Origin of the sequence: Streptomyces sp. AK02-01A, from assembly GCF_033795305.1 — a bacterium.
GTDB lineage: Bacteria > Actinomycetota > Actinomycetes > Streptomycetales > Streptomycetaceae > Streptomyces.
Genome location: NZ_JARBAE010000044.1, coordinates 39,596 through 60,350, shown reverse-complemented (window position 1 = coordinate 60,350; position 20,755 = coordinate 39,596). Strand labels below are relative to the sequence as shown.

At 71.9% G+C, this 20,755-nt stretch carries 10 protein-coding genes; 2 read left to right on the top strand and 8 right to left on the bottom strand.

Annotation, left to right across the window (positions count from 1 at the left end; translation table 11 throughout):
- Positions 1–177 precede the first annotated feature (177 nt).
- Together PV679_RS36260 and PV679_RS29750 are read right to left on the bottom strand one after the other, a co-directional pair.
- Positions 178–261 (bottom strand): putative leader peptide, encoded by an 84-nt coding sequence (locus PV679_RS36260; RefSeq protein ID WP_329223698.1) that lies wholly within the window; start codon positions 259–261, stop codon positions 178–180.
- 404 nt (positions 262–665) lie between these two features.
- The gene (locus PV679_RS29750) at positions 666–1,622 is read right to left on the bottom strand and encodes an NADP-dependent oxidoreductase (protein WP_319683658.1); all 957 of its coding nucleotides are present in this window, start codon (positions 1,620–1,622) and stop codon (positions 666–668) included.
- A gap of 131 nt (positions 1,623–1,753) precedes the next feature.
- On the opposite strand from PV679_RS29750, the gene PV679_RS29745 reads away from it, so the two are divergent.
- Positions 1,754–2,647: a helix-turn-helix transcriptional regulator gene (locus PV679_RS29745; protein WP_319683656.1), complete on the top strand. Its 894-nt coding sequence runs from the start codon at positions 1,754–1,756 to the stop codon at positions 2,645–2,647.
- Positions 2,648–2,745: 98 nt separating this feature from the next.
- On the opposite strand, the gene PV679_RS29740 is transcribed toward PV679_RS29745, so the two are convergent.
- Entirely contained in the window at positions 2,746–3,168 is a 423-nt protein-coding gene (locus PV679_RS29740) for a secondary thiamine-phosphate synthase enzyme YjbQ (protein ID WP_319683654.1), read from the bottom strand.
- A gap of 134 nt (positions 3,169–3,302) precedes the next feature.
- Here PV679_RS29740 and PV679_RS29735 point away from each other — a divergent pair, with 134 nt between their 5' ends.
- The gene (locus PV679_RS29735) at positions 3,303–4,094 is read left to right on the top strand and encodes a SpcZ (protein ID WP_319683653.1); all 792 of its coding nucleotides are present in this window, start codon (positions 3,303–3,305) and stop codon (positions 4,092–4,094) included.
- An 84-nt stretch (positions 4,095–4,178) separates the two neighbouring features.
- Here PV679_RS29735 and PV679_RS29730 read toward each other — a convergent pair whose 3' ends face one another.
- The 5 genes from PV679_RS29730 to PV679_RS29710 all read right to left on the bottom strand — a co-directional run bounded on the left by PV679_RS29730 (position 4,179) and on the right by PV679_RS29710 (position 20,199).
- Positions 4,179–5,069, bottom strand: coding sequence for a TauD/TfdA dioxygenase family protein (locus PV679_RS29730; protein ID WP_319683652.1), 891 nt, complete (start codon positions 5,067–5,069; stop codon positions 4,179–4,181).
- A 79-nt stretch (positions 5,070–5,148) separates the two neighbouring features.
- The gene (locus PV679_RS29725) at positions 5,149–5,844 is read right to left on the bottom strand and encodes a hypothetical protein (protein ID WP_319683651.1); all 696 of its coding nucleotides are present in this window, start codon (positions 5,842–5,844) and stop codon (positions 5,149–5,151) included.
- Complete coding sequence (locus PV679_RS29720; RefSeq protein WP_319683650.1) at positions 5,807–6,850, bottom strand: GSCFA domain-containing protein; 1,044 nt, start codon at positions 6,848–6,850, stop codon at positions 5,807–5,809. The genes PV679_RS29725 and PV679_RS29720 overlap by 38 nt, the downstream gene beginning before the upstream one ends.
- A 186-nt stretch (positions 6,851–7,036) precedes the next feature.
- Complete coding sequence (locus tag PV679_RS29715; RefSeq protein WP_319683648.1) at positions 7,037–16,201, bottom strand: non-ribosomal peptide synthetase; 9,165 nt, start codon at positions 16,199–16,201, stop codon at positions 7,037–7,039.
- Entirely contained in the window at positions 16,198–20,199 is a 4,002-nt protein-coding gene (locus PV679_RS29710; protein WP_319683647.1) for an amino acid adenylation domain-containing protein, read from the bottom strand. Before PV679_RS29710 ends, PV679_RS29715 begins: the two co-directional genes overlap by 4 nt.
- Positions 20,200–20,755 lie beyond the last annotated feature (556 nt).

The window sequence follows — 20,755 nt, the reverse complement described above, 5'->3', positions numbered from 1 at the left end:
GGGCGGGAGCGGGGGAGAGGTCAGACCGGAGAGGCGGCGGGGCGCGCCGGAGCGGAGCCGTCCAGAGGTCCGCGCATGGCGGTGACGGGACGGTGGCCGCGGCGCTCGGTCAGCGGGAAGCCGGAGAAACGGCGGGGCGCGGGCCGGGAGCGAGAACGGCGGAAGCGCGGGAAAAGGTCAGCGACCGCGACAACACGCGGCGGAGGCCACCCGCAGCAGGTCGATGTGACCGCGCGTGGTGAGCAGAGCTGAACGCAACATGGCGCCGAACGTAGCGAGCGTTTCCGGATCAGGTCAATGGTGTCTCGGTACGCGGACGCGCTGTCTCGTGAGCGGGACGGGCGGGGCGCGGCATCACATCAAGGACACGTGGGCCGGGAGGGACGGTGTCCTGCGCGAGGCTGGACTCCCTGGACTCCCTGGACTCCCCGGACTCCCTGGACGGCTGAACGCGTCGCCGGCCCGGACATCCGCGCCGTGCGCACAAGACGGTCCCCGGAAAGTCCCGAACAACACTCTCGCGTTCCTCAAAACCACCGGGAACCTGGCCGGTGCCCGACAGGCCCTCCACTCGGAAGTCCTGCCGCGGTTGGCCGGTCTATTTACAACGATTACTCCGATTGGTGATGTGGTCAAGGGATTCGGCCCGTTACTTGGCGAAAGCCTCAGGCTTCCCGGGTCACCGCGACCACATGTTTGCCCACGACGCCGCCGCGCTCGAAAGCCTGGTGCGCGGCGGCGATGTCCGCGAGCGGGTACACGCTGTTGACCACGGGGCGCAGCGCACCCGAGGTGACACGGCCGGCCAGCTCCCTCAGCACGGCGGTGTCGGGATTGGCGCTGAAGGTGCGGACGCGGCGGGCACCGTGCACGCTCGACGCCGCGATCGCGGCCAGGGCGGTGGCCGACAGACCGACGGTGACCATCCGGCCGCCCTTGGCCAGCCGTCCTCGGTAGCAGTTCAGTTCCGAACCGACCGTGTCGACGATGACGTCGAACGGTCCGATCCGGTCCGAGGTGGTGGAGCCGTAGTCGAGGACCTCGTCGGCGCCCAGACCGGCGAGGATCTGGGCGTGGCGGTCGCGGGCCAGCGCCGTCACATGGCAGCCCAGCGCGTGAGCCAGTTGTACGGCGGCCGTGCCGACTCCGCCCGCCGCGCCACGCACCAGGACCCGTTCCCCGCTCGCGAGACGCACGCTGTCGCGCAGCGCGATCAGTGCCGTCGCGCCCGCGACCACCAGGGAGGCCGCCTCAACCGGTGAGATGCCCGCCGGAGCGGGCGCGATACGGTCCACGGGAACCACGACGTACTCGGCCGCTCCACCGGTGAGGTGCCGCTGCCGAGGATGCACCGTGCCCCACACCCGCTCTCCGGCCCGGAATCCCTCCGCACCGGCGCCGGTCGCGACGACGGCGCCCGCGAAATCCAGCCCGACACCGATCGGGAACCGGCGTCCCGACACAAGCTTCAGCTCGCCGGCGCGGACGATCACGTCGTGCCCGTTCACACTGGACGCGTCGACCGCCACCAGCACCTCACCCGCACCGGGAACCGGGCGGTCGACATCAGCGACCCGCAGGACGTCCGATGCGCCGTAACTCGTGATCTGTGCGGCCTTCATGTCGCTGTTCCTTCCGTGGACGGCTGTGGTGGATCCGATCCTGGACCGCGTTCGCGACATCACGGTCGTTCGCTCTTTCCTGGGACTGACAGACCCACCTTCACAAGCCGCGCCCGAGGCATACTGCTGCCGTGACTGACGCCCCTCTCACCTCGACCGACAGCTCCCGACGCGAACTCGCCGAGTTCCTGCGGACCCGCCGTACCCGGCTGCGACCAGAGGACGTCGGTCTGGAACCGGGTCCGAGGCGGCGCGTCGCCGGGCTGCGACGTGAGGAACTGGCCCTGCTGGCCGGGATGAGCGCGGACTACTACCAGCGCATGGAGCAGGGACGCGACGTACGGCCCTCCGACCAGGTCCTGGACGCTCTCGCGCGCGCTCTCAACTTCTCCACCGAGGAGTCCCGGCACCTGCACAGCCTCGCCGCGGCCGCGCGCACCCCGGCCCGCCGACCACGCCGCCACGTGCCGGAGGAGGTACCGCCCACCACGCTGCGACTGCTCCGCACCATGACCTCGCCCGCCGTGGTCATCGGCCGCTTTCTGGACGTACTGGCCTGGAACCCGCTGGCCGGCGCCCTGCTGGGCGAGTTCACCCAGCGGCCACAGGCCGAGCGGAACCTGCTGTCACTGCTGCTCCACCCGGAGGCCGACCGGGCATGCCCGGAGCGGGCAGCCACCGTCGCCGAGCTGACCGCGATGCTGCGTGCACAGGTCGCGGCCGATCCCGGGCACCCGCGCGCCGTGCGGTTGGTGGGCGAACTCTCGGTCCGCAGTGACGAGTTCGCCACCACATGGGCCCGCCACGACGTGGAGGAGACGACACGCGGACGGATGCGCGTCAACCACCCGCTGGTCGGAGAGCTGACCCTGGACTGGGACGCCTATCCGATGCCCGGTGCTCCCGGACCGATGCTCATCGTCTACACCGCCGACGAGGGCGGGCCGGATGACGAGCGACTGCGACTGCTCGCCGGCCTGCTCAGCGCACCCGGCCCGGCACAGGCGTCCGCCAGGCAACCGTGACATACCGGCCTCGGCCCGCGTCCAGTCGGCCGCGGCTGCGGGAGCCACGGTCGCGGCCGCGCGAGGCGTGTCCGCATCCCTCCGGGAGGACGGACGAGTCAGCCCAGGAAGCTCAGGCGGACCTGACGGTCCGGGTTGTCGGTGTTGGTGTCGACCAGGCAGACCGACTGCCAGGTGCCCAGTTCCAGCCGGCCGCCGAGCACCGGCAGGGTGGCGTGCGGCGGCACGAGTGCCGGCAGGACATGGTCCCGGCCGTGGCCGCGTGTCCCGTGCCTGTGCTGCCAGCGGTCGTCACCGGGAAGAAGCGACCGCAGGGCCGCCAGCAGGTCGTGGTCACTGCCCGCGCCCGTCTCGATCAGGGCCAGGCCCGCCGTGGCGTGCGGGGTGAAGACATTGAGGAGGCCGTCGCGGCCCCGGGCCACTTCTCGCAGGAACGACGAACATGCCTCGGTCAGGTCATGAACGGTCTCCGCGGAGCCGGTCGTCACGTTGATGGTTCGCGTACTGAAGGTGTCACTCATAGATCCATCTTGGCGCCAAGACCCTTCCTCGCGTGCGTGGCCCGGTCGTTCCCGCGGGTATGTCGCGTGTGAGGTCCGGCAGCCCTTCATGGAGCCGGCCTGGAACTTCCCGCTCACGCATGAGGAGAGAGCACATGAGCCGTTCCCCGGCCGCCGTCGAGCCGTTCCCGCACTTTCTCGCCCGGCTCGAAGCCGTCCCGGCGGACCCCGGCGACAAGGGCCCGGCGGCCCATCCGCCGGCGGAAACGCCGCCGTGGCTGACACAGGTGGTCGCCGCGCTGTTCGAGGGACAGGAGCCCGCCGTGTCGAAGGACTGGGCGCGACGTGTCCACGGCGAGCTCGAACGCCTCGGCGGCCAGGTGCCGTTCACCGTGGTGCACGACTGGCACGCCCGTGTTGTCGTACCGATGCTGGCGGAGGCGAGCGCCCGGGACGGCGCGGACACGGGCCCGCAGCGGGCCGTGCGGCTCCTGCACGCGAAGGCGCTGGCCGGCGAGCGGATCGAGGAAGCCCGGTGGACGGCGGCGCTCGGACCGGTGGTACGGGACGCCTATCGCCTCGCCTACGCCTACGCGGACGCCTTTGCCACGGCGTATGCCGGTGCTCATGCCTATGCGACGGCCAACGGTTTCGACGAGAGCGCGGCCGTCGAGTACGCCGACACCTACGCCACGATGAACACCGGCGCCAACGTGGAGTCCTACGCCGACGCCAACGCACTGGCCAACGCGAAGGCCATGGCGCGCGCCTACGCGTCGGGAGACGCGCGGGCCTATGCCGGGACATATCCCTTCGCCCAGGTGCGGGTGTGTGCCCACGCCCATGCCGACCAGCGGCAGGCGGCAGGCCGGTCCGAGCGGCGCCGGGCGGCCTACGAGCGGCTTGCCGACGGACTGGCCGAGAGCCTGGCCCGCGCCGCGGCCTGAACACACCGCTGCCGTGGTGTGTGGTGAGAGTGGCGCCGTCCGCCCGGCGGCCAGGTGGCACTGTCACCACACACCACAGGTCCCTTACGGCGCCACCGTGCCTCCGGGCTGGGGCCGGTGACCGTTGATGGCGACCCGCTGGCCGTAGCGCGAGTGCGGATAGTAGTCCCAGGTCGCATGGTGCTGGACACAGCGGTTGTCCCAGAACACCAGTGTGTTGGGCGTCCAGCGGACCCGGCAGTTGAGCATGGGCACACGGGCGATATGAGCGAACAGCATGTCGAGTACGGCCCTGCTCTCGTCGCGCGAGAGCTGCACGATGTGCGAGGTGTAGGCGCCGTTGACGAACAGCAGCTTGCGGCCGGTCTCGGGATGGCGCGCCACCACGGGATGTTCGGTCCTGGGCACGACATACTCCGGCGGCGGGGTCTGGCCCTGCCAGGCGAGCAGGCCGTCATGGACCGCGGTCAGGCCGTCGAGGAATGTCCTCATGGCCGGCGACAGCAGCTCGTAGGCGAGATGCATATTGGCGAACAGTGTGTCGCCGCCGCTGCCGATCTCCGGCGTACGGGTGATGTAGAGCATCGAGCCGAGCGAGGGCTCGGCGTCGGCCGTGCCGTCGGCGTGCCAGCCGGCGCCGGCCACGGCGCGCGACTCCCGGGTGGCGCTGATTTCGAGGATGAACTCGTCGGAGCCGTCGGCGGCCAGTGCGACGGGATGCAGTTCGCCGAAGTGCGCGGCGAGGCGTTTGTGGTCCTCGCCCGACAGCGTCTGGTCGCGGAACACCAGCACATGGTGTGCCAGAAAGGCGCGCTTCACCTCGTCCAGTTGCTCGTCCGTCAGTTCCTTCGAGAGGTCGAGGCCGGACACCTCGGCACCGAGCAGCGGTGTCAGCGGATCGACCGCGATGGTGTCGTAGACCTCCGGCTTCCTCGTGGTGATGCGCTCGACCGCATCCAGTGCGAACTGTTCCATTGCGTCCTCCTGCGGTTGGTGTGACATCGGTCGTACGCGGCCGGCGGCCCGGCGCCGGCCGGCGGTGTCGCGGTTTCGTTCACAGCCCTCGCGCCAGCAGGTCGGCCAGGATCAGCCGGCCGAACGCCAGGTTGCCGTGGATCGCGTCGTCCGCCTCGCACAGCTCGGGACGCTGGAAGCCCGTCTCGTCAGTGACCCGGTCGCGCAGATCGACGATCTCCACACCGAGTGGGACGAGCGCGCGGCGGACGGAGTCCTGCGCCGCCATGAAGACCACCGGATCGGACTGGGCGGGCACCCGCTGCGGTGGCATCACCGCCAGCACCCGCAGGCCGAGGCCACGCGCGTGCCGGTAGAAGGCCAGCGCGTCGCGGACCATGGCGCGGACGATGTCGTCGAACAGCCGGCTCGTCAGGAATCCCGGCGCGAACCCACCACCGCGGATCCGGTAGACCTGCCAGTTCTCCGTGGTCGCGACGAAGTGGGCACTGAAGCCGAAGGTCGACACCAGCGGAACGCCGATCCGCCCGAGGCCGGACACACCCAGCTCGCCGAGAAAGCGTCGATAGAGCGTGTCCGCCTCCGGCTTGCGGAAGACGAGATCGTGCGCGGCGACGTCGAAGAACCCGGCCGTGAATTCACGCCCGGCGCCGATCGGGCCGCCGCTGAACGGGATGCCGGCCGCCCGCGCCGCCCGGCCCACCGGACCGGCGTGCGAGTCGCCCAGCAGCAGAAACCTAGCCGTGGTTGTAGTAGTCGAGTACGGCGTCTTCACACCAGAAGTCCTCTCCGCTGAAATGCCCGGCACGGCGGGACGGCCGCGGTTCGGCCGGGCGCCGGTCGAGCGCGCCGAAGAACTGGCGCATGACGAAGGCGACGCCCTCCGGTGTGACGGCGCGCAGATTCGGCTCGAAGAACACCGCCTTGAAAGGGAAGCCGGTGATGAGCTCGTACGAAGGGAAGTAGTCGACATGGTCGTGTTCCTGGGCCAGTTGACCGGCCACGGCCCGCAATACGGACTTGGAGTAGGTGGTGGCGGTGAGCGCGTGGCCGCCGGTGGCGGTCGCGGTGAGCGGTACCGGCGACACCGTGAGCAGGACGCGGAGCCCTGGATTGGCGGTGCGGGCCAGCGCGATGGCGGCCGAGAGATCGCGGTACACCTCGTCGAAGGTGTAGTTGTGGAAGACATGCCGCTCGGCGTCGAAGGTGCCGCGCACGGTGCCGGGACAGACCGGGTGGACGGTGCCGTCGGCGCGGTCCTGCCAGGCTTCGGTCAGTCCCAGAGTGAAGATCAGGCAGCTCGCCTCGGCGACGGCGCCGCGAATCGCCGCCAGGGTCGCCTGCCGGGCGGCGGACAGCGCCTCGGCGGATTCGTACCCGTCGGGCTCGACGGCCGGACGGTACGCGTCGAAGTGGCGTCCGTCCTCGCTCCAGATCCCGTCAGGCGGTGTGGCGTTGCCATAGGCCCAGGTCAGCCACTGGAGCAGGGTGGCGGCGGTGTAGATGTTGCCGGTGCGGAAGGAGAACACACCATAGTGCCGGGCCTGGCGCTCGGCCTCGGTGAGCCCCGGTGGAGCCGGTTCCGCGTCACGCCAGTTCATGCCCTGTTCGAGCAGGGCGCGGCCGATGTGGCGGGCGAAGCAGGAACCGGCGGTCAGGATGAGGTCGTCCTGCCCGATGGCGAAGGCGGGTGTCCACAGATCGCCGATGCCGAGCATGTCCGGCTCGGCGACGGCTGAGCGCCAGAACGAGCGCGGTGGCAGCGACTGGTAGGGATTCATGGTGAAGGGCCTCGGCTCGTCGGTCGAGTGGCCGCGGTGTGACGCGGCCCGCTGTCGGTGGTGGTCCGGACGGTGTCCCGGGAAGGCGGCGGACCGGCCGGCGCCGGAGAGCACCGGGGCCGGGCCGGACCATCGGGTGGGGCGTGTCCACGGCGGTTTCTTCCTGGTGTGATCCGCGTGTGCGCGTCAGTGGGTTTCGAGGACCGGCAGCGATGCCGCGTTGATGGCCTCGGCCACCGCCTGTATCCGCGGCGGCCTGACGATGTCGTAGTGCGTGGTGTCGAGGCACTGCCAGCCCGCCAGTCCGGGCAGATGCGCCTGCCACAGCCGGTGTTGCGCTTCCGGTGTTCCCAGCGCCGGCAGACCGGCCACCGGCCGGCTCGCCAGCCACAGCCGGCCGGTGGTTTCGGCCAGCCGAGGCAGCTCGTACTGAGCCATGCCGGCCAGATTGGCCCGGCAGCAGTGCGCCAGCCGCTCGGCGTAGGACCTGGCCTCCGGGCCGGTCGCCGCTCCTTCCGGGCCCTGGCCCAGCTCATGGGCGAAGACCGCTTCGAGCTGGGCCTCGTCGTAGCTCTGGAAACGCGGCCCGGCTCCCGGTGGCGGCGGGTCGAGCAGATAAAGATCGTCGACCGGCCGGCCCGCCGTCTCCGCTTCGGCGGCCATCGCTGTCGCCACCCAGGCACCGAAGGACCAGCCGGCCAGCCGCCAGCGCCATTCGCCGTGCGGGAAGCGGTTCTGGAGCGCCGCGCGGTAGCGCACGGCCCGTTCGGTCAGCGACCAGGCCGGCAGCTCCGGCCGTCGCAGCGCCGGGTCGGCGATCAGGCAGACGGTGAGCCCGGGATCGAGCGCCGACACCAGAGCGCGGTAGGCCTGGATGTCGCCGCCGACGGGATGGACCAGGCACAGCAGGTCGCGTCCCGTGCCCGCCTGCCAGACCTCCAGCGTCACCGGGTCCGCGTCGGACGGCTCCGTGGGCGCCTGTTCGGCCAGCCGCGCCAGTACCTCCGCCAGGCTGACCCGGTGGCTCAGTTGGGACAGTTCGAGGTCGACGCCGAAGCGGCGCTTCACCTCTCCGATCAGGTCCAGCAGGGTCAGCGAATCGGCGCCCAGATCGTAGAGCGAGGCGTCCGGGTCGAGCAGTTCCAGCCCGAGCCAGTGACGCAGCCAGTCGGCGAGCTGCTCGGTGGCCGACGCGGTGGCCGGGCCGGGCTCCGTGATGACCGCCGGTGCCTCGGCCGGCGCCGTGTAGAAGTCGCGGGCCCGCTCGATGGCGGTGGTGGAGACCAGCAGTTGCGGGAGTTGCAGCCGCAGCGCCTGAGCGAACAGCCGCTGTCCTTCCTCCACCGTGAGGCCCACCGCGAGATGGGCCTGGTGGCGGGTGTCCGTCGGCAGCGCGTGCCGTGCCATGCCGGCCTCGCTCCAGATGTCCCAGTCGATGCCGAGTCGCAGTGTGGTCTCGGCGTCGCCGGGCCGGTGGCGGGCGAAGCCGTCCAGGAGACCGTTGGCGGCGGCGTAGTCGAGCTGGCCGACACCGCCGAACAGCGCCGACATCGAGGAGCAGTAGACGGCGAAGGCCGGCCGGTAGCGCTCGATCAGCCGCTCGGTCAGCAGAGCGCCGCGCAGCTTCGCCGCTGTCGTATGCCGCGTCGCCGCCGCGTCGCGCCGCACGATCAGGCCGCCGGCCGCCACGCCCGCGGCGTGGATCACACCGTCGAGGCGTTGAGTGAGCCGGTCGAGCCGGGCCAGGATCGTCTCGGCCGAGGTCTCGGCCAGATCGGCCTCGATCAGCTCGACGCGGCCCGCCCATGGCGCCAGCTCGGGCGGCAACTGCGCGCGCCGCGCCAGCAGGATCACCCGGCAGTCGGCCCGCTCCCGCAGCAGCCAGGCCGCGATGGCCCGGCCGATACCGCCGGTGCCTCCGAGGATGAGATGGACGCTCCGACCGGCCGGGAGTACGGACGGAGCCGCCGCGGTGGGCGCGGTCACCGGCAGCAGCGTCGGCTGCCACCAGTAGCCCTGCCGCAGCGCCAAACGCCGGAGCGGGTCCGCCGGGACCTCGGGATCGGCCAGTATCGCCGGCAACAGCGGCGCCCAGTCGGCGAGTTCGCGGCCCGGCAGGTCCAGCCAGCGGCCGTCGAGGCCGCGTTCCTGCGGCGCCACCTCACAGACGCCGGCCAGCAGCGCCAGTTCCGGCCGCTGTACGGCGCCCTCCACCGGCTGGGCCCGGTGCGACAGCCACCAGGCCCGTACGCGCGGAGCCTGTTCCAGGCCGGCCATCGCCTGGAGCAGCGCGGCGGGCGAGTCGAGACAGGCCCAGCGGGCGAGGGTCAGCGTGTCCTCGCCCACCGGTCCGTCGACCGTCAGCGGCAGCGCGTGCAGCCAGTCGATACCGGCCCGGCCCGCGTCGGCCAGCGCGTCGAGCAGAAGCCGCAGCGAGACCGGATCGGCCGGATCCACCTCGTAGACATCGTCCGCCAGCCTCGCGAAGGTGTCGGCCGCGCTGACCCGTACGACCCGGGCCCAGCCCGTCTCGAACGGCCGCAACGCCTCCGGTGCCAGCGGCCGCGCCGTCATCACGACCAGCAGGCCGGCTGTCCGGGAGCCGGTGTCCGCGACGGCGCGGCGCAGCCGCACCCAGTGCGGCTGGTGCAGCCAGTCGGCCTCGGCCAGCCGCCGCGGACCCTGCTCTTCCGCCGGCTCCTTCTCGGGCTCCGGCGCGGCCGGCGGCGCGGCGCGCTCGAAGTCGTAGTCGGCCAGTTCGAAGGCGGGCGGCGGGAAGTCCCACGGCGCCTGCGCCGGTCCGGCCGGCCAACGGATCTCCTCACCGGCCAGCCAGGCGGCCGCCAGTGCCTCGGCCGTACGGCCTTCGGCGGAGCGGGTCACCTCGCTCGGCCGGACCGCGACGCCGGCCGCCGTACGCAGCCAGCGCACCGCGGCCGCCGCGTCGGCGCAGACCGCCGCCGCCCGTCGGCGGTGCGACGGACGGCCCGCCTGAAGGTGGCGCAGCACCTGGCCGTACGCCTCGGGCCGGGCCTCCAGATAGTCGGCGACGCGGTCGGCGTCGGCGCGCAGCCCGGCCGCACTGCCGCTGGAGAGCATCAGACACGGTACGGCGGTGGGCCGCGCGGCCGGCTCGCCCGCTTCGAGTACCACATGGGCGTTGGTGCCGCCGATACCGAAGCTGCTCACCGCCGCCACCCGCTTCCGCCCGGCGGGCCAGGGCCGGGCCTCGGTCGGTATGTAGAACGGCGTCGGGTCGGGTCCGATCCGCGGATTGAGACCGTGGAAGTCGACATTGGGCGGGATCAGGCCATGGTGGACCGCGAGCGTGGCCCGAACCAGTCCGACCACTCCGGCGGCGGCGCCCAGATGGCCGATCTGGCTCTTCACCGATGCCAGTGCGCAGCGGTCCGACTCGGCGAGGTCGAACGCCTGCCGCAGCGCGCCGACTTCGACCGGGTCACCGAGCTGCGTACCGGTGCCGTGCGCCTCGACATAACCCAGGTCGGCGGCGGCGCGGCCACTGCGGCGCAGCGCGGTCCGGATCACCTCGCGCTGGCCGGCCAGCGACGGCGCGCTGTAACTGAGCTTGTCGGCGCCGTCGTTGTTGATGGCGGAGCCCGTGATCACCGCGTACACCGTGTCGCCGTCGCGTCGCGCCGCGCTCAGCGGCTTCAGGACGACCACGCCGACACCGCTGCCACCGACGGTGCCACTGGAGTCCTCGCTGAAGGGACGGCAGTGTCCGTCCTTGGAGAAGATGTGCTGTGGCCGGTACCGGTAGCCGCCACCGAGCTGCGTGTCGACCAGCACACCGCCGACGAGCATCAGCCCGGCGTCGCCCTGGCGCAGCAGACCGGCCGCGACATGGACCGCCACCAGCGAACTGGCGCAGGCCGCCTGCACGGTGAAGGCGGGGCCCTTCAGCCCGAGGTGGTAGGCGGCCTTGGTGGCGAGGAAGTCCTTGTCGTGGTGGAGGGCCATCTGGAAGCCGTCGGGCAGTCGCGCCGGGTCGGCCTCGCGCAGCATGGCCTGGAAGTAGGTGTTCTCACCGCAGCCGGCGACCAGTCCGATGCGCTCCCGCGCCGGGTCGGCGATTCCGGCGTGCGCCAGCGCCTCCACACAGCTCATCAGCAGATGGCGCTGCTGCGGATCCATCAGCCGCGCCTCCTGCCGGCTGATGCCGAAACGCTCCGGGTCGAAGGCCAGCAGCCCGGCCATCTGGCTGCGGGCGCCGACCAGGCCGTCGGCGGCGTCGAAGTGCTCGATGCCACGGCCGCCGGCTTTCACCATCTCCCAGAAGGCGGCCAGGCCGTCGGCGCCGGGCAGCCGCACCGACATGCCGATGACGGCGACCGGCTCGTCGGCCGGGCCCGGCGCGGACGCGTCCGGCTTCGCTGATACGTCCTGGTCCGTGGTGGCAGGCCGTCCTTCGAGGAAGCGGGCCAGCCGTCCGACGGTGACATGCTCGAACAGGTCGGGGATCGTGAACCGCATCCCCAGCTCGGCGGTGCAGCGCAGATGGAAGCGCATCAGGCCGAGGCTGGAGGCGCCGGCGTCGAAGAACCGCTGCTCGGGCCCGATGGGCTTGCCGATCACCGCTTCGAACACCTCGGTGAGCTGTGCCTCGCGCGCCGAGAGGACCGGCGCGGCGGCGCCGCGCGGGCGCAGTTCCTCGCCCGGTGCGGTCAGGGCCAGGCGGCGGTCCAGCTTGCCGCTGGGAGTACGGGGCAGGGCCGCCAGCCGGCGGAAGCGGCTGATCCGTACGTAGGCGGGCAGCAGTGGCGCGAGATGGCTCGCCAGCTCCTCCGGCGCCGGAGACGCGCCACGGCATTGCAGACAGGCCACCAGGTGCTCGCCGTCGCGCACCACGACCGCGTTGACGATCCCGGGATGCCGCAGCAGCGCCGCCTCGACCTGGCCCAACTCCAGCCGGTGGCCGCTCAGTTTGATCTGCTGGTCGTCGCGTCCGAGATAGTGCAGCAGGCCCTGCCGGTCGAAGCGGGCCCGGTCACCGCTGCGGTAGAAACGCCCGAGGCCGGGCAGCTCGACAAAGCGGGCCCGGTTGAGCTCCTCGTCGTCCAGGTAGCACGGCGCGGCCATCGGTCCGCCGATCAGCAGCCGGCCGGGACAGCCGGGCGGGACGGCCTCATCGGCATCGTCGACGACCCGGAGCCAGGCGTTGGCCACGGGCCGGCCGATGGCCGGACGGTCGGGCCAGCGCGCCGGGTCGCCGTCCAGGCGGAGAGCGCTGACCACATGGGTCTCGGTCGGGCCGTAGTGGTTGAACAGACGCGCTCCGGGCAGCCCGGCGAACCAGCGCCGGATGGCGTCGGTGCACACCAACTGCTCGCCGGCGGTGACCACCTCCCGCAGCCGCGACGGGTAGCGGCCCAGGTGGACGCCGTGCTCGGCCAGGAGCTGCAGAGCGACGTACGGCATGAACACGCGCTCGACACCGGCCTCTTCGAGCTGGTCCAGCAGCGCCGGTCCGTCCTGCCGCCAGCCGGGCCGCACCAGGTGCAGCCGGCCGCCGCCGCAGAGCGTGCCGAAGATCTCCTGGAAGGAGACGTCGAAGGACAGCATCGAGAACTGCTGTGTGACGGCGGACGCAGCGAGACCGCCGGACTCGCGCTGCCACTGCAACAGATCGCACAGGGTGCGGTCGGGCACCTGCACGCCCTTGGGGGTGCCGGTGGAGCCGGAGGTGAACAGTGTGTAGAGCGGCCGCCGGCCGTCGTGCGGAGGCAGCGCCGGTGCGGTGGCGGTCGACAGTGTGACCGGATGGCGTGGGTGGCCGCTCGGCGCGATGGCGTCGAGCGCCGCCTCACCGCCGGGCGCCAGCAGGACGCACAGCGGCTCCACCTGGTCCAGGATCTGCCGCAACAGCGCCGGAGGATAGGCGGGATCGAGTGGCACGATGGTGAGGTTGAGCCGGGCCAGCGCCAGCAGTGCCACCACATGCTCCACCGACGGGTCGAAGTGGAGCGCGACACAGCGCGGACGGTCGTCCTCCGGCGGCAGTGGATGACGCGCCCGCAACTCGGCGGCCAACGCGGCGGCGTACGCGTCGAGTTCCGCGTAACTCACCTCGCGGTCGCCGGCCACCAGCGCCGTCGCGCCGGGCGTCAGAGCCACCTGGCGGGCGAAGCCCTCGGCGACCGTGGTGAATTCCGGCGCCGCCGACGGGCCCCGGCCGGGCTCGGCCAGGCCGCGCCGGTAGGGCGCCACCAGCTCGGCGAGAGTGGTCGGCGCGCCCTCGGCCAGCCGGTCCAGTCCCTGCCGGAACAGGTCGGCCATCGCCGCCACCTCGGCGGCGTCGAAGTGGTCGTCGGCGTACTCCCACAGGCAGTCGAAGCCGGCCTCGTGCTCGACCACCGACAGGGTCAGAGGGCACTTCGCCTCGGCCGGCACCAGCCATTCGGGCCGTGTCTCGCAGCCCGGCAGCGCCAGCGCGGCGAAATCGGTGTTCTCCAGAACGAACATGAAGTCGAACGGCGGTCCCTCGACGCGGAATCGCTGGTCGGCGAGTACGTCGGCCAGCGCCACGTCCTGCCGGTCCAGCACCGCCTGAACGCCGGCGCTTTGACTCCGCAGCCGCGCGCGCAGCTCCTCGTGCGGCGCCAGCTCCACCGGCAGCAGCACGGTGTTGGCGAACATGCCGACGGCGGCGTCGAAATCCTGCACCGGCCGGTTGGCCACGGGACCCGCGATACGCGGATGCGTACGGCCGGTCACGCCGTAGAGGCTCCAGGCGAAGACGCCCAGCAGCACCTGGAAACGCGTGAGCCCCAGCTCGGTGCCCAGCCGGTCGAGAGCGGCCCGGCGGACCAGGTCCAGCGAGGTGTGCAGCAGCCGGCCCTCGGCGCGGCCTCCGGTGCGGACCGGCTCCAGCGGCGCGGCCACCTCTTCCAGGCCGCCGTAGTGGGCCCGGAGGGCGGCGCGCTGCGCGAGATAGTCCGGGCGGCCGAACCACTCGGCCTGCCAGGCGGCGTAGTCCAGCGGCGTCGGCGCTCCGGCGGCCGCTTCCTCCACGCCTTCCTCCCGCGCGTCCCCGTCCAGCGCGGCCGCGTAGTCGGCCGAGATCGCGCGGAAGAGCACATTGAGCGACCAGCCGTCGACCGCGATGTGGTGCAGACGCAGCAGCAGGATTCCGCCGTCGTCCCGTGGCAGCCAGTACGCCTGGAACAGCCGTGGATCCGCCAGGTCGAAAGGCGTGGCGAGGAGCAGGTCGGCGACGGCACGCCACCGCGTCTCGTCATGGCCGGAGTCCGCGCCGGTCTCCGTCCACGGGTCGTAGGGCTCGGCCACCGTCTGGCGCAGTCCCTCGGCCGTGGCTTCGAAGGAGGTGCGCAGCGCCGGATGGCGCACCACCAGTCGCCGCAGTGCCCGCCGCAGCGCGGCGATGTCGACCGTGCCGCGCAGCCGGAAGGCCAGTCCGACGTTGTAGGCGCGGGAGTGCGGCGCCTGTTGTTGCAGGAGCCACAGCCGCTGCTGCTCGGAGGTGGCCGGCGCCGAGCGCGCTCCCGCCGGGACCGGCGGCGCCGGGTAGGGCGAGCCGCCGGCCGCCGGGTCCGCCTCGATCGCGGCGGCCAGCTCCGCGAAATCCTCTCGCAGGACCAGCGCCTGCGGCAGTTCGCGGCCCCAGCGCCGGCGGACCTCGAAGCGCAGCCGCAGGGCCTTGAGAGAGTCGCCGCCGTTGGCGATCCAGCGGTCGCCCAGACGTAGTTCCGGCACTCCGAGAATCCCGCTCGCCAGTTCGAGCAGCTCGCGCTGGCGGGTGGTGACGGCGGTATCGGCCGGTGCGGCGCTCCGCCAGGGCGGGTCGTCGCGGTCCAGCAGCGCCGTCCGGTCGACCTTGCCGTTGGCGTTGAGCGGCAGAGCCGCGACGAGATGGACCCGGTGCGGCCGCATGTACGACGGCAGAGCGGCGGCGAGATGGCGGTCGAACTCGTCGAACGACAGATCGGCACCCAGCACCAGATAGGCCAGCAACTCGTTCACTCCCGGCGCCTCGTCGCGCCGGGTGCACACATACGCCTGCCGCACCGCGGGATGGGCCAGGATCTGCCGTTCCACCTCGCCCGGCTCGATACGGAAGCCGCGGACCTTGACCTGGCGGTCGGCGCGTCCGACGTACTCGACACGGCCCGTGGCGTCGCGGCGCACCAGATCGCCGGTGCGGTAGTAGCGGCGCCGGCCGCCGTCGTGCCAGGGCAGCCGTACGAAACCGCGCGCCGTCTCGTCCGGCAGATCGCGGTAGCCGGCCGCCAACGCCTCTCCGGCGAGGTGGAGTTCGGCCACCTCACCGGGTCCGGCCGGCCGCGCGCCCTCGGCCACCAGCAGCGCCTCGGTGCCCGGCAGCGGCCGTCCGATCGGCACCACCTCGCCGTCGAAGTCGCGCGGGACGGGATGGCAGAGGGCGAAGGTGGTGGCCTCGGTGGGCCCGTAGACGTTGTAGAGCTGAGTGGCGCTCGTGGCGTTGTCCCGGTACCAGCGGCGGATCAGCCGGGCGTTGAGCTGCTCGCCGCCGACCAGCACCTGGCCGACGCCGGCGAAGCAGTCCGGCACCTTGTCGACCACCGCGTTGAACAGCGCCACGGTGATGAACAGCGTGTCGACACGCTCACGCGACAGCGCGGCCGACAGCGCGTGCGGCGACTGCGTATCGCCGTCGCCGAGGATCACACAGCAGCCGCCGGTCAGCAGCGGCACCCAGACCTCGAAGCTCAGCGCGTCGAAGGCCGGATTGGACAGACAGGCGTAGCGGGCGGCCTCGCCGAGCCGGATGTAGCCGGGCCTGGCCAGCCGCAGGATGCCGGCGTCCCGTACCTCGACACCCTTGGGCCGGCCGGTGGTCCCGGAGGTGTAGAAGAGGAACGAGACCGGTGGGGCGGCGAAGTCCGGTGCGGGACCGGCGTCGGGAGCCGGGGCCAGCAGCGCGTCGACCGCCAGCGGCCTTACGCCACCGGGCAGGCCGTCGGGCACCGCGGCCGCGTGGACCAGCGCCACACTGGCCGAGTCGGTCAGGACATGGCTCCGGCGCTCCGGCGGGCTCTGCGCGTCGAGAGGTACGACCACCGCGCCGAGCCGCAGGATGCCCAGCATGGCGCAGACAAGCTGCCAGGAACGCGGCAGACAGACCGCCACCGCCTGGCCCGGTCGCACACCATGACCGCGCAGCGCACGGGCGACGGCCGCGCTCGCGGTGTCCAGCTCCGCGTAGTCGAGAGCGCGCCCGCCGTCGGTCAGCGCGACGGCGGCGGGCGTGCGGCGGGCCTGAGCGAGCACGCTCTCGGCCAGTCCGGCGGCCGGAGATCCGGCCGGCGGGTTCGATCCGGGCTCCATCATGCCTCCTGCGCCAGGGCGGACTCGGCCTGCCGTCCGGCGGACGGCAGCGGACGGGATACCGGGAAGCGCGCCAGCTCGGCCCTGAGCAGCGCGGCCACGTTCAGTACCTCGGCGGTTTCCAGGATTTCCCAGTGGTCGCAGCGCACCGGCTCGACCAGGAAGCCGGCGTCGGCGCGGCGGCGCCAGAAGTCCCGCACCTCGGCCAGTTCGGGAGTGTCCTGCCCGGCCTCCGCGGCCTGCACCAGGACCGTCCGGGCCGCCGACGGCGGTGCCAGATAGTCGCGCGCCGACATCCGGTTGTGGTTGTAGATATGGAAGTACTGGTCCACCTGCTGATCGTCGATGCCCGGATACATGCCGTTGAATTTGACGAGCTTCTCCCGGAATTCGGCCCTGTCCACCGGCGCGGTCAGGGCACGCCGCTCCGCGTCGTCCGTGCCCTGTGTGTCGAGGAGCACCACGCTCAGCTCGGTGTGGCCGGCCAGCGCCAGCAGACGTCCCATCTCGTGGGCGACCAGGCCGCCGTAGGAGAGTCCGGTCAGCACCAGCGGTCCGTCCAGCAGCGGTTCGATGAGCCGCACATACGCCTCGGCCATGGCCTCGACCGTGGGCAGGAAGTCTTCGCCGGGATTCACTCCGGGTGACTGGATGCCGTAGACACCACAGCTCTCCGGCAGCGCCTTGGCCAGCGACAGATAGCAGAAGGCGGTGCCGCCGGCCGGATGTACGCAGACGACCCGCCGGTGGCCGTCGCCTTCGCGGAACTCGATCAGATTGCTCGGCGGCTGCCCGGAGGATCCCTGGCGCAGCCGCCCGCCCAGCGCCTCGATGGTCGGGTTCACAATGATGTCGCGCACCGGCAGGGCCACGCCGAACGCCTCACGCACGGCATGCGCCATCTTGATGGCCGAGATCGAGGTGCCGCCGATGTCGAAGAAGCTGTCACCGATGCCGATGTCCGGCTGGAGCAGCAGTCGCTTCCATATCTGATAGAGCGTCATCTCGATGTGGTCGCGAGGGCTCGCCTGGTTGACCTGGACGGGCCCGGTGTCGCGCGCCCGCCGGAGCAGCGCCGCGCGGTCCAGCTTGCCGTTGGCGGTCCGAGGCAGTCGCGGCAGCTCCACGAAGAGCGCCGGGATCATATGGCCGGGCAGCCGTCCCGACAGCGCGGTCCGCCACTCGCCGGTCGGCCGCGCCGGCGCGTCGCCTCTGCCGAGGCAGGCGACCAGCCGAGCCTCTCCGGCGGCGTCGCGGTCGGTCAGCACCACCGCCTCGGACACATCGGGCCGGTCGAGCAGCGCGGCCTCGATCTCACCGGGCTCGATACGGAAGCCGCGCAGTTTCACCTGGTGGTCGGCGCGGCCCACGAAGTCGAGCCGGCCGTCGGTCCGCCGTCGGACCAGATCGCCGGTGCGGTACATCCGGCTGCCGGCGGGACCGTACGGATCGGCCACGAACCGCTCGGCCGTCAGCCCGGCGCGACCGAGGTAGCCGCGTGCCAGGCCCGACCCGGCGACGTACAGCTCGCCGGTCACGCCGACGGGGACGGGCCCGAGGCGCCTGTCGAGGACATATACCCGGCTGTTGACCACCGGAGTGCCGATGGGCGGGGTCATGGCACCGGACAGCGGTCCGCTCATGGTGGCGCAGACGGTCGTCTCGGTCGGACCGTACGCGTTGATCATGCGGCGGCCGGCCGACCACTGCCCGGCCGTCGCCGGCGGGCACGCCTCGCCCGCCACGACCAGGGTCGTGCCGTCGGGCAGGGCGTCTTCGGGCAGCACCGCCAGCGCGGCGGGCGGCAGCGTCGCATGGGTGACACCGTGGCGGCGCACCAGGGCCGCCAGGCCCTCGCCGGGCAGCAGTTCGTCCGTCGGCGCCATCACCAGCCGCGCCCCGGACAGCAGCGCCATGCACACCTCCCAGAAGGCGGCGTCGAAGCTCGGCGAGGCGAACTGCAGCACCCGGCTCGCGGGCGTGAGACCGAGGCGCTCGCTCTGGGCCGCCGCGAGGCTCGCGATGCCCTGGTGGGTGACGACCACTCCCTTGGGCCGGCCGGTCGAGCCCGAGGTGTAGATGACATACGCCGGAGATCCCAGCAGCAGTGGCGCGCTCCGGTCGGCGTCGGTCAGATCGGTGGGATCGGCCGTCTCCGTCCGTATGCCGTCCAGTACGAGCGGATCGGCCGTGCCGGGCAGGGTGTGCGCGGTGGCCGAGTCGGTGAGAACACAGACCGGCCGCGCGTCGTCGAGCATGTACGCGATCCGCTCGGCCGGGTACTCCGGATCCACCGGCAGATACGCTCCGCCGGCTTTCATCACCGCCACCACCGCGACCAGCCACTCCACCGAGCGTGGCAGCGCCACCGCTACGATCCGCTCGGGACCCACTCCCAGCCCCGTCAGATGCCGGGCCAGCCGGTTCGCCCGCGCGTTCACCTCTCCGTAGGACAGCGACAGCGAACCGAATCGCACCGCCACCGCCTCCGGCGATCTGCGTACCCGTTCCTCGAACAGCTCCGGGAAACAGGCTCCGGGCACCTCCCGCGCGGTGTCGTTCCAGCCCTCCAGCAGCCGCTCCCGCTCCGCCTCGGACAGCATTTCCAGCGCGTCGGCCGGCCGGTCGGGACCGGCGGCCATCCGCTCCAGCACCTGTCGCAGACAGCGGCCGTAGCGCGCGATCGTCCCGGCGTCGAACAGCGCGGTGGCGTAGTCCAGGCTTCCGACGACGCGACCGTCCTCCTCAGCCAACGACAGTGTCAGATCGAACTTGGCCACGGTGTACGGCGAATCGAGCGAGGTGACCTCGACGCCCGGCAGCTCCGGCACGCCTTCCTCGTTGTTCTGCCAGGCGAACATCGTCTGGAACAGCGGCGTGTGCGCCATGCCGCGGTCCGGATTGACCAGCTCGACCACCTGCTCGAACGGCAGGTCCTGGTGTGCCAGTGCTGTCAGTGCCGTACGCCGCGTCCGCTTCAGCAGCTCGGCGACGGTCGGTGTGGCGGACAGGTCGATGCGCAGTGCCAGAGTGTTGACAAAGAAACCGATCAGCCCTTCGAGTTCGGCGCGGCGGCGGTTGGCGGTGGGAGTGCCGATCACCACGTCGGTCTGGCCTGACAGCCGCGAGAGCACCAGTGCCCAGCCGGCCAGCAGGGTCATGAACAGGGTGCTGCCGTGCTGACGGCTCAGGGACTTGAGGGCCGTGGTCAGATCCCGGTCGAATTCGAGCCGTAGCCGTCCGCCGCGATAGTCCTGCTCGGCCGGACGCGGTCGGTCGGCCGGCAGTTCGAGCAGCGCCGGGGCACCTGTCAGGGCTTCCTTCCAGTAGTCGCTCTGCCCGGCCGGTCCGCCGTCGGCCAGCCACTTCCGCTGCCACGCCGCGTAGTCGGCGTACTGCACCGGCAACGGCGGCAGCGGATCGGCCTCACCACGGTGGAAAGCGGCGTACAGCGCGCCGAGTTCCCGGGTCAGCACACCCATCGACCAGCCGTCCGACACGATGTGATGCATCGTCAGCATCAACACATGATGGTCCGCCGCCAGTACGGCCAGACGGCCCCGGGCCAAGGGCCCTCGCGCGAGGTCGAAGGGCGCGGTGGCCTCCTCCTGCCGCAGGGCGGCCAGTCGCGCCTCGGCATCGGGCCGGCCGGTCAGATCGTCGATCCGGCAGGCGAAGCCCACATCGGCCGGGTCGATCCGCTGAAACGCCTCGCCTTCCATGGTGACCAGACGGGTACGGAGCACCTCGTGGCGAGCGACCAGCGCGTCCAGCGCACGGGTCAGTGCCTCGCGGTCCAGCGGGCCTCGCAGACGGAGCGCCAGCGGCATGTGGTATGCCTCGCTCGCGCCCTGCATCTGAGCCAGAAACCACAACCGCTGCTGCGCGAAGGACAGCGCCAGTGGCGCGTGGCGGTCCGCCAGTGGCTCGACAGGCGTCTGCTTCCGTATCGCGGGTGATTGCTCGGAGACCGAATTTCGAAACGTCTGATTCGCCGGCAAAGCTGGGTCTTCCCCTCTGGAGGAGGCTTGTTCACAGGGGTGACTGAAGGTGAGCGGCACGAGCGGCCGGGACGGCTCCGGCCCGGCCTGAGAGCTGGTTTCACCTGGGCGAGTGCGCGGAGCGCCGGCCCGGGCAGCGCGGAACATGATCCGGGAGTGGGGGAGGCCGGAAAACGCCCGGTCATCGGTGCGCGTCGGCGCGCCGCTTGTCGATGCCGGTCCGGGTGCGCGTACGGGATCGGCGTCCGGGCGGTGTCCGGCCCGGTGGTTCATGACGCCTGTCGAGGTCGCCGAACGCCGGTCGAGGTGGTCAGAACGCTGATCACGGTGGTCAGGACTGGTGCGGCAGAGGATACGGGCCTGATCCGGCCCGGCCGTGAGGATGACTGGGGCACCGAGGCGCCGTCCGTGCTCCGTACGGCGTGCCGGGCGTGCTGGTGCGAAACCGATGACCACGCCGTGAGCGGCGCACGCTGATCGGTCACGCGGACGGCGGCGGACGCGGAGGGTCGTGCGCGGTCGGAGAGTGCGGGCCGCGGCGTCGGCCGGTGTCGGT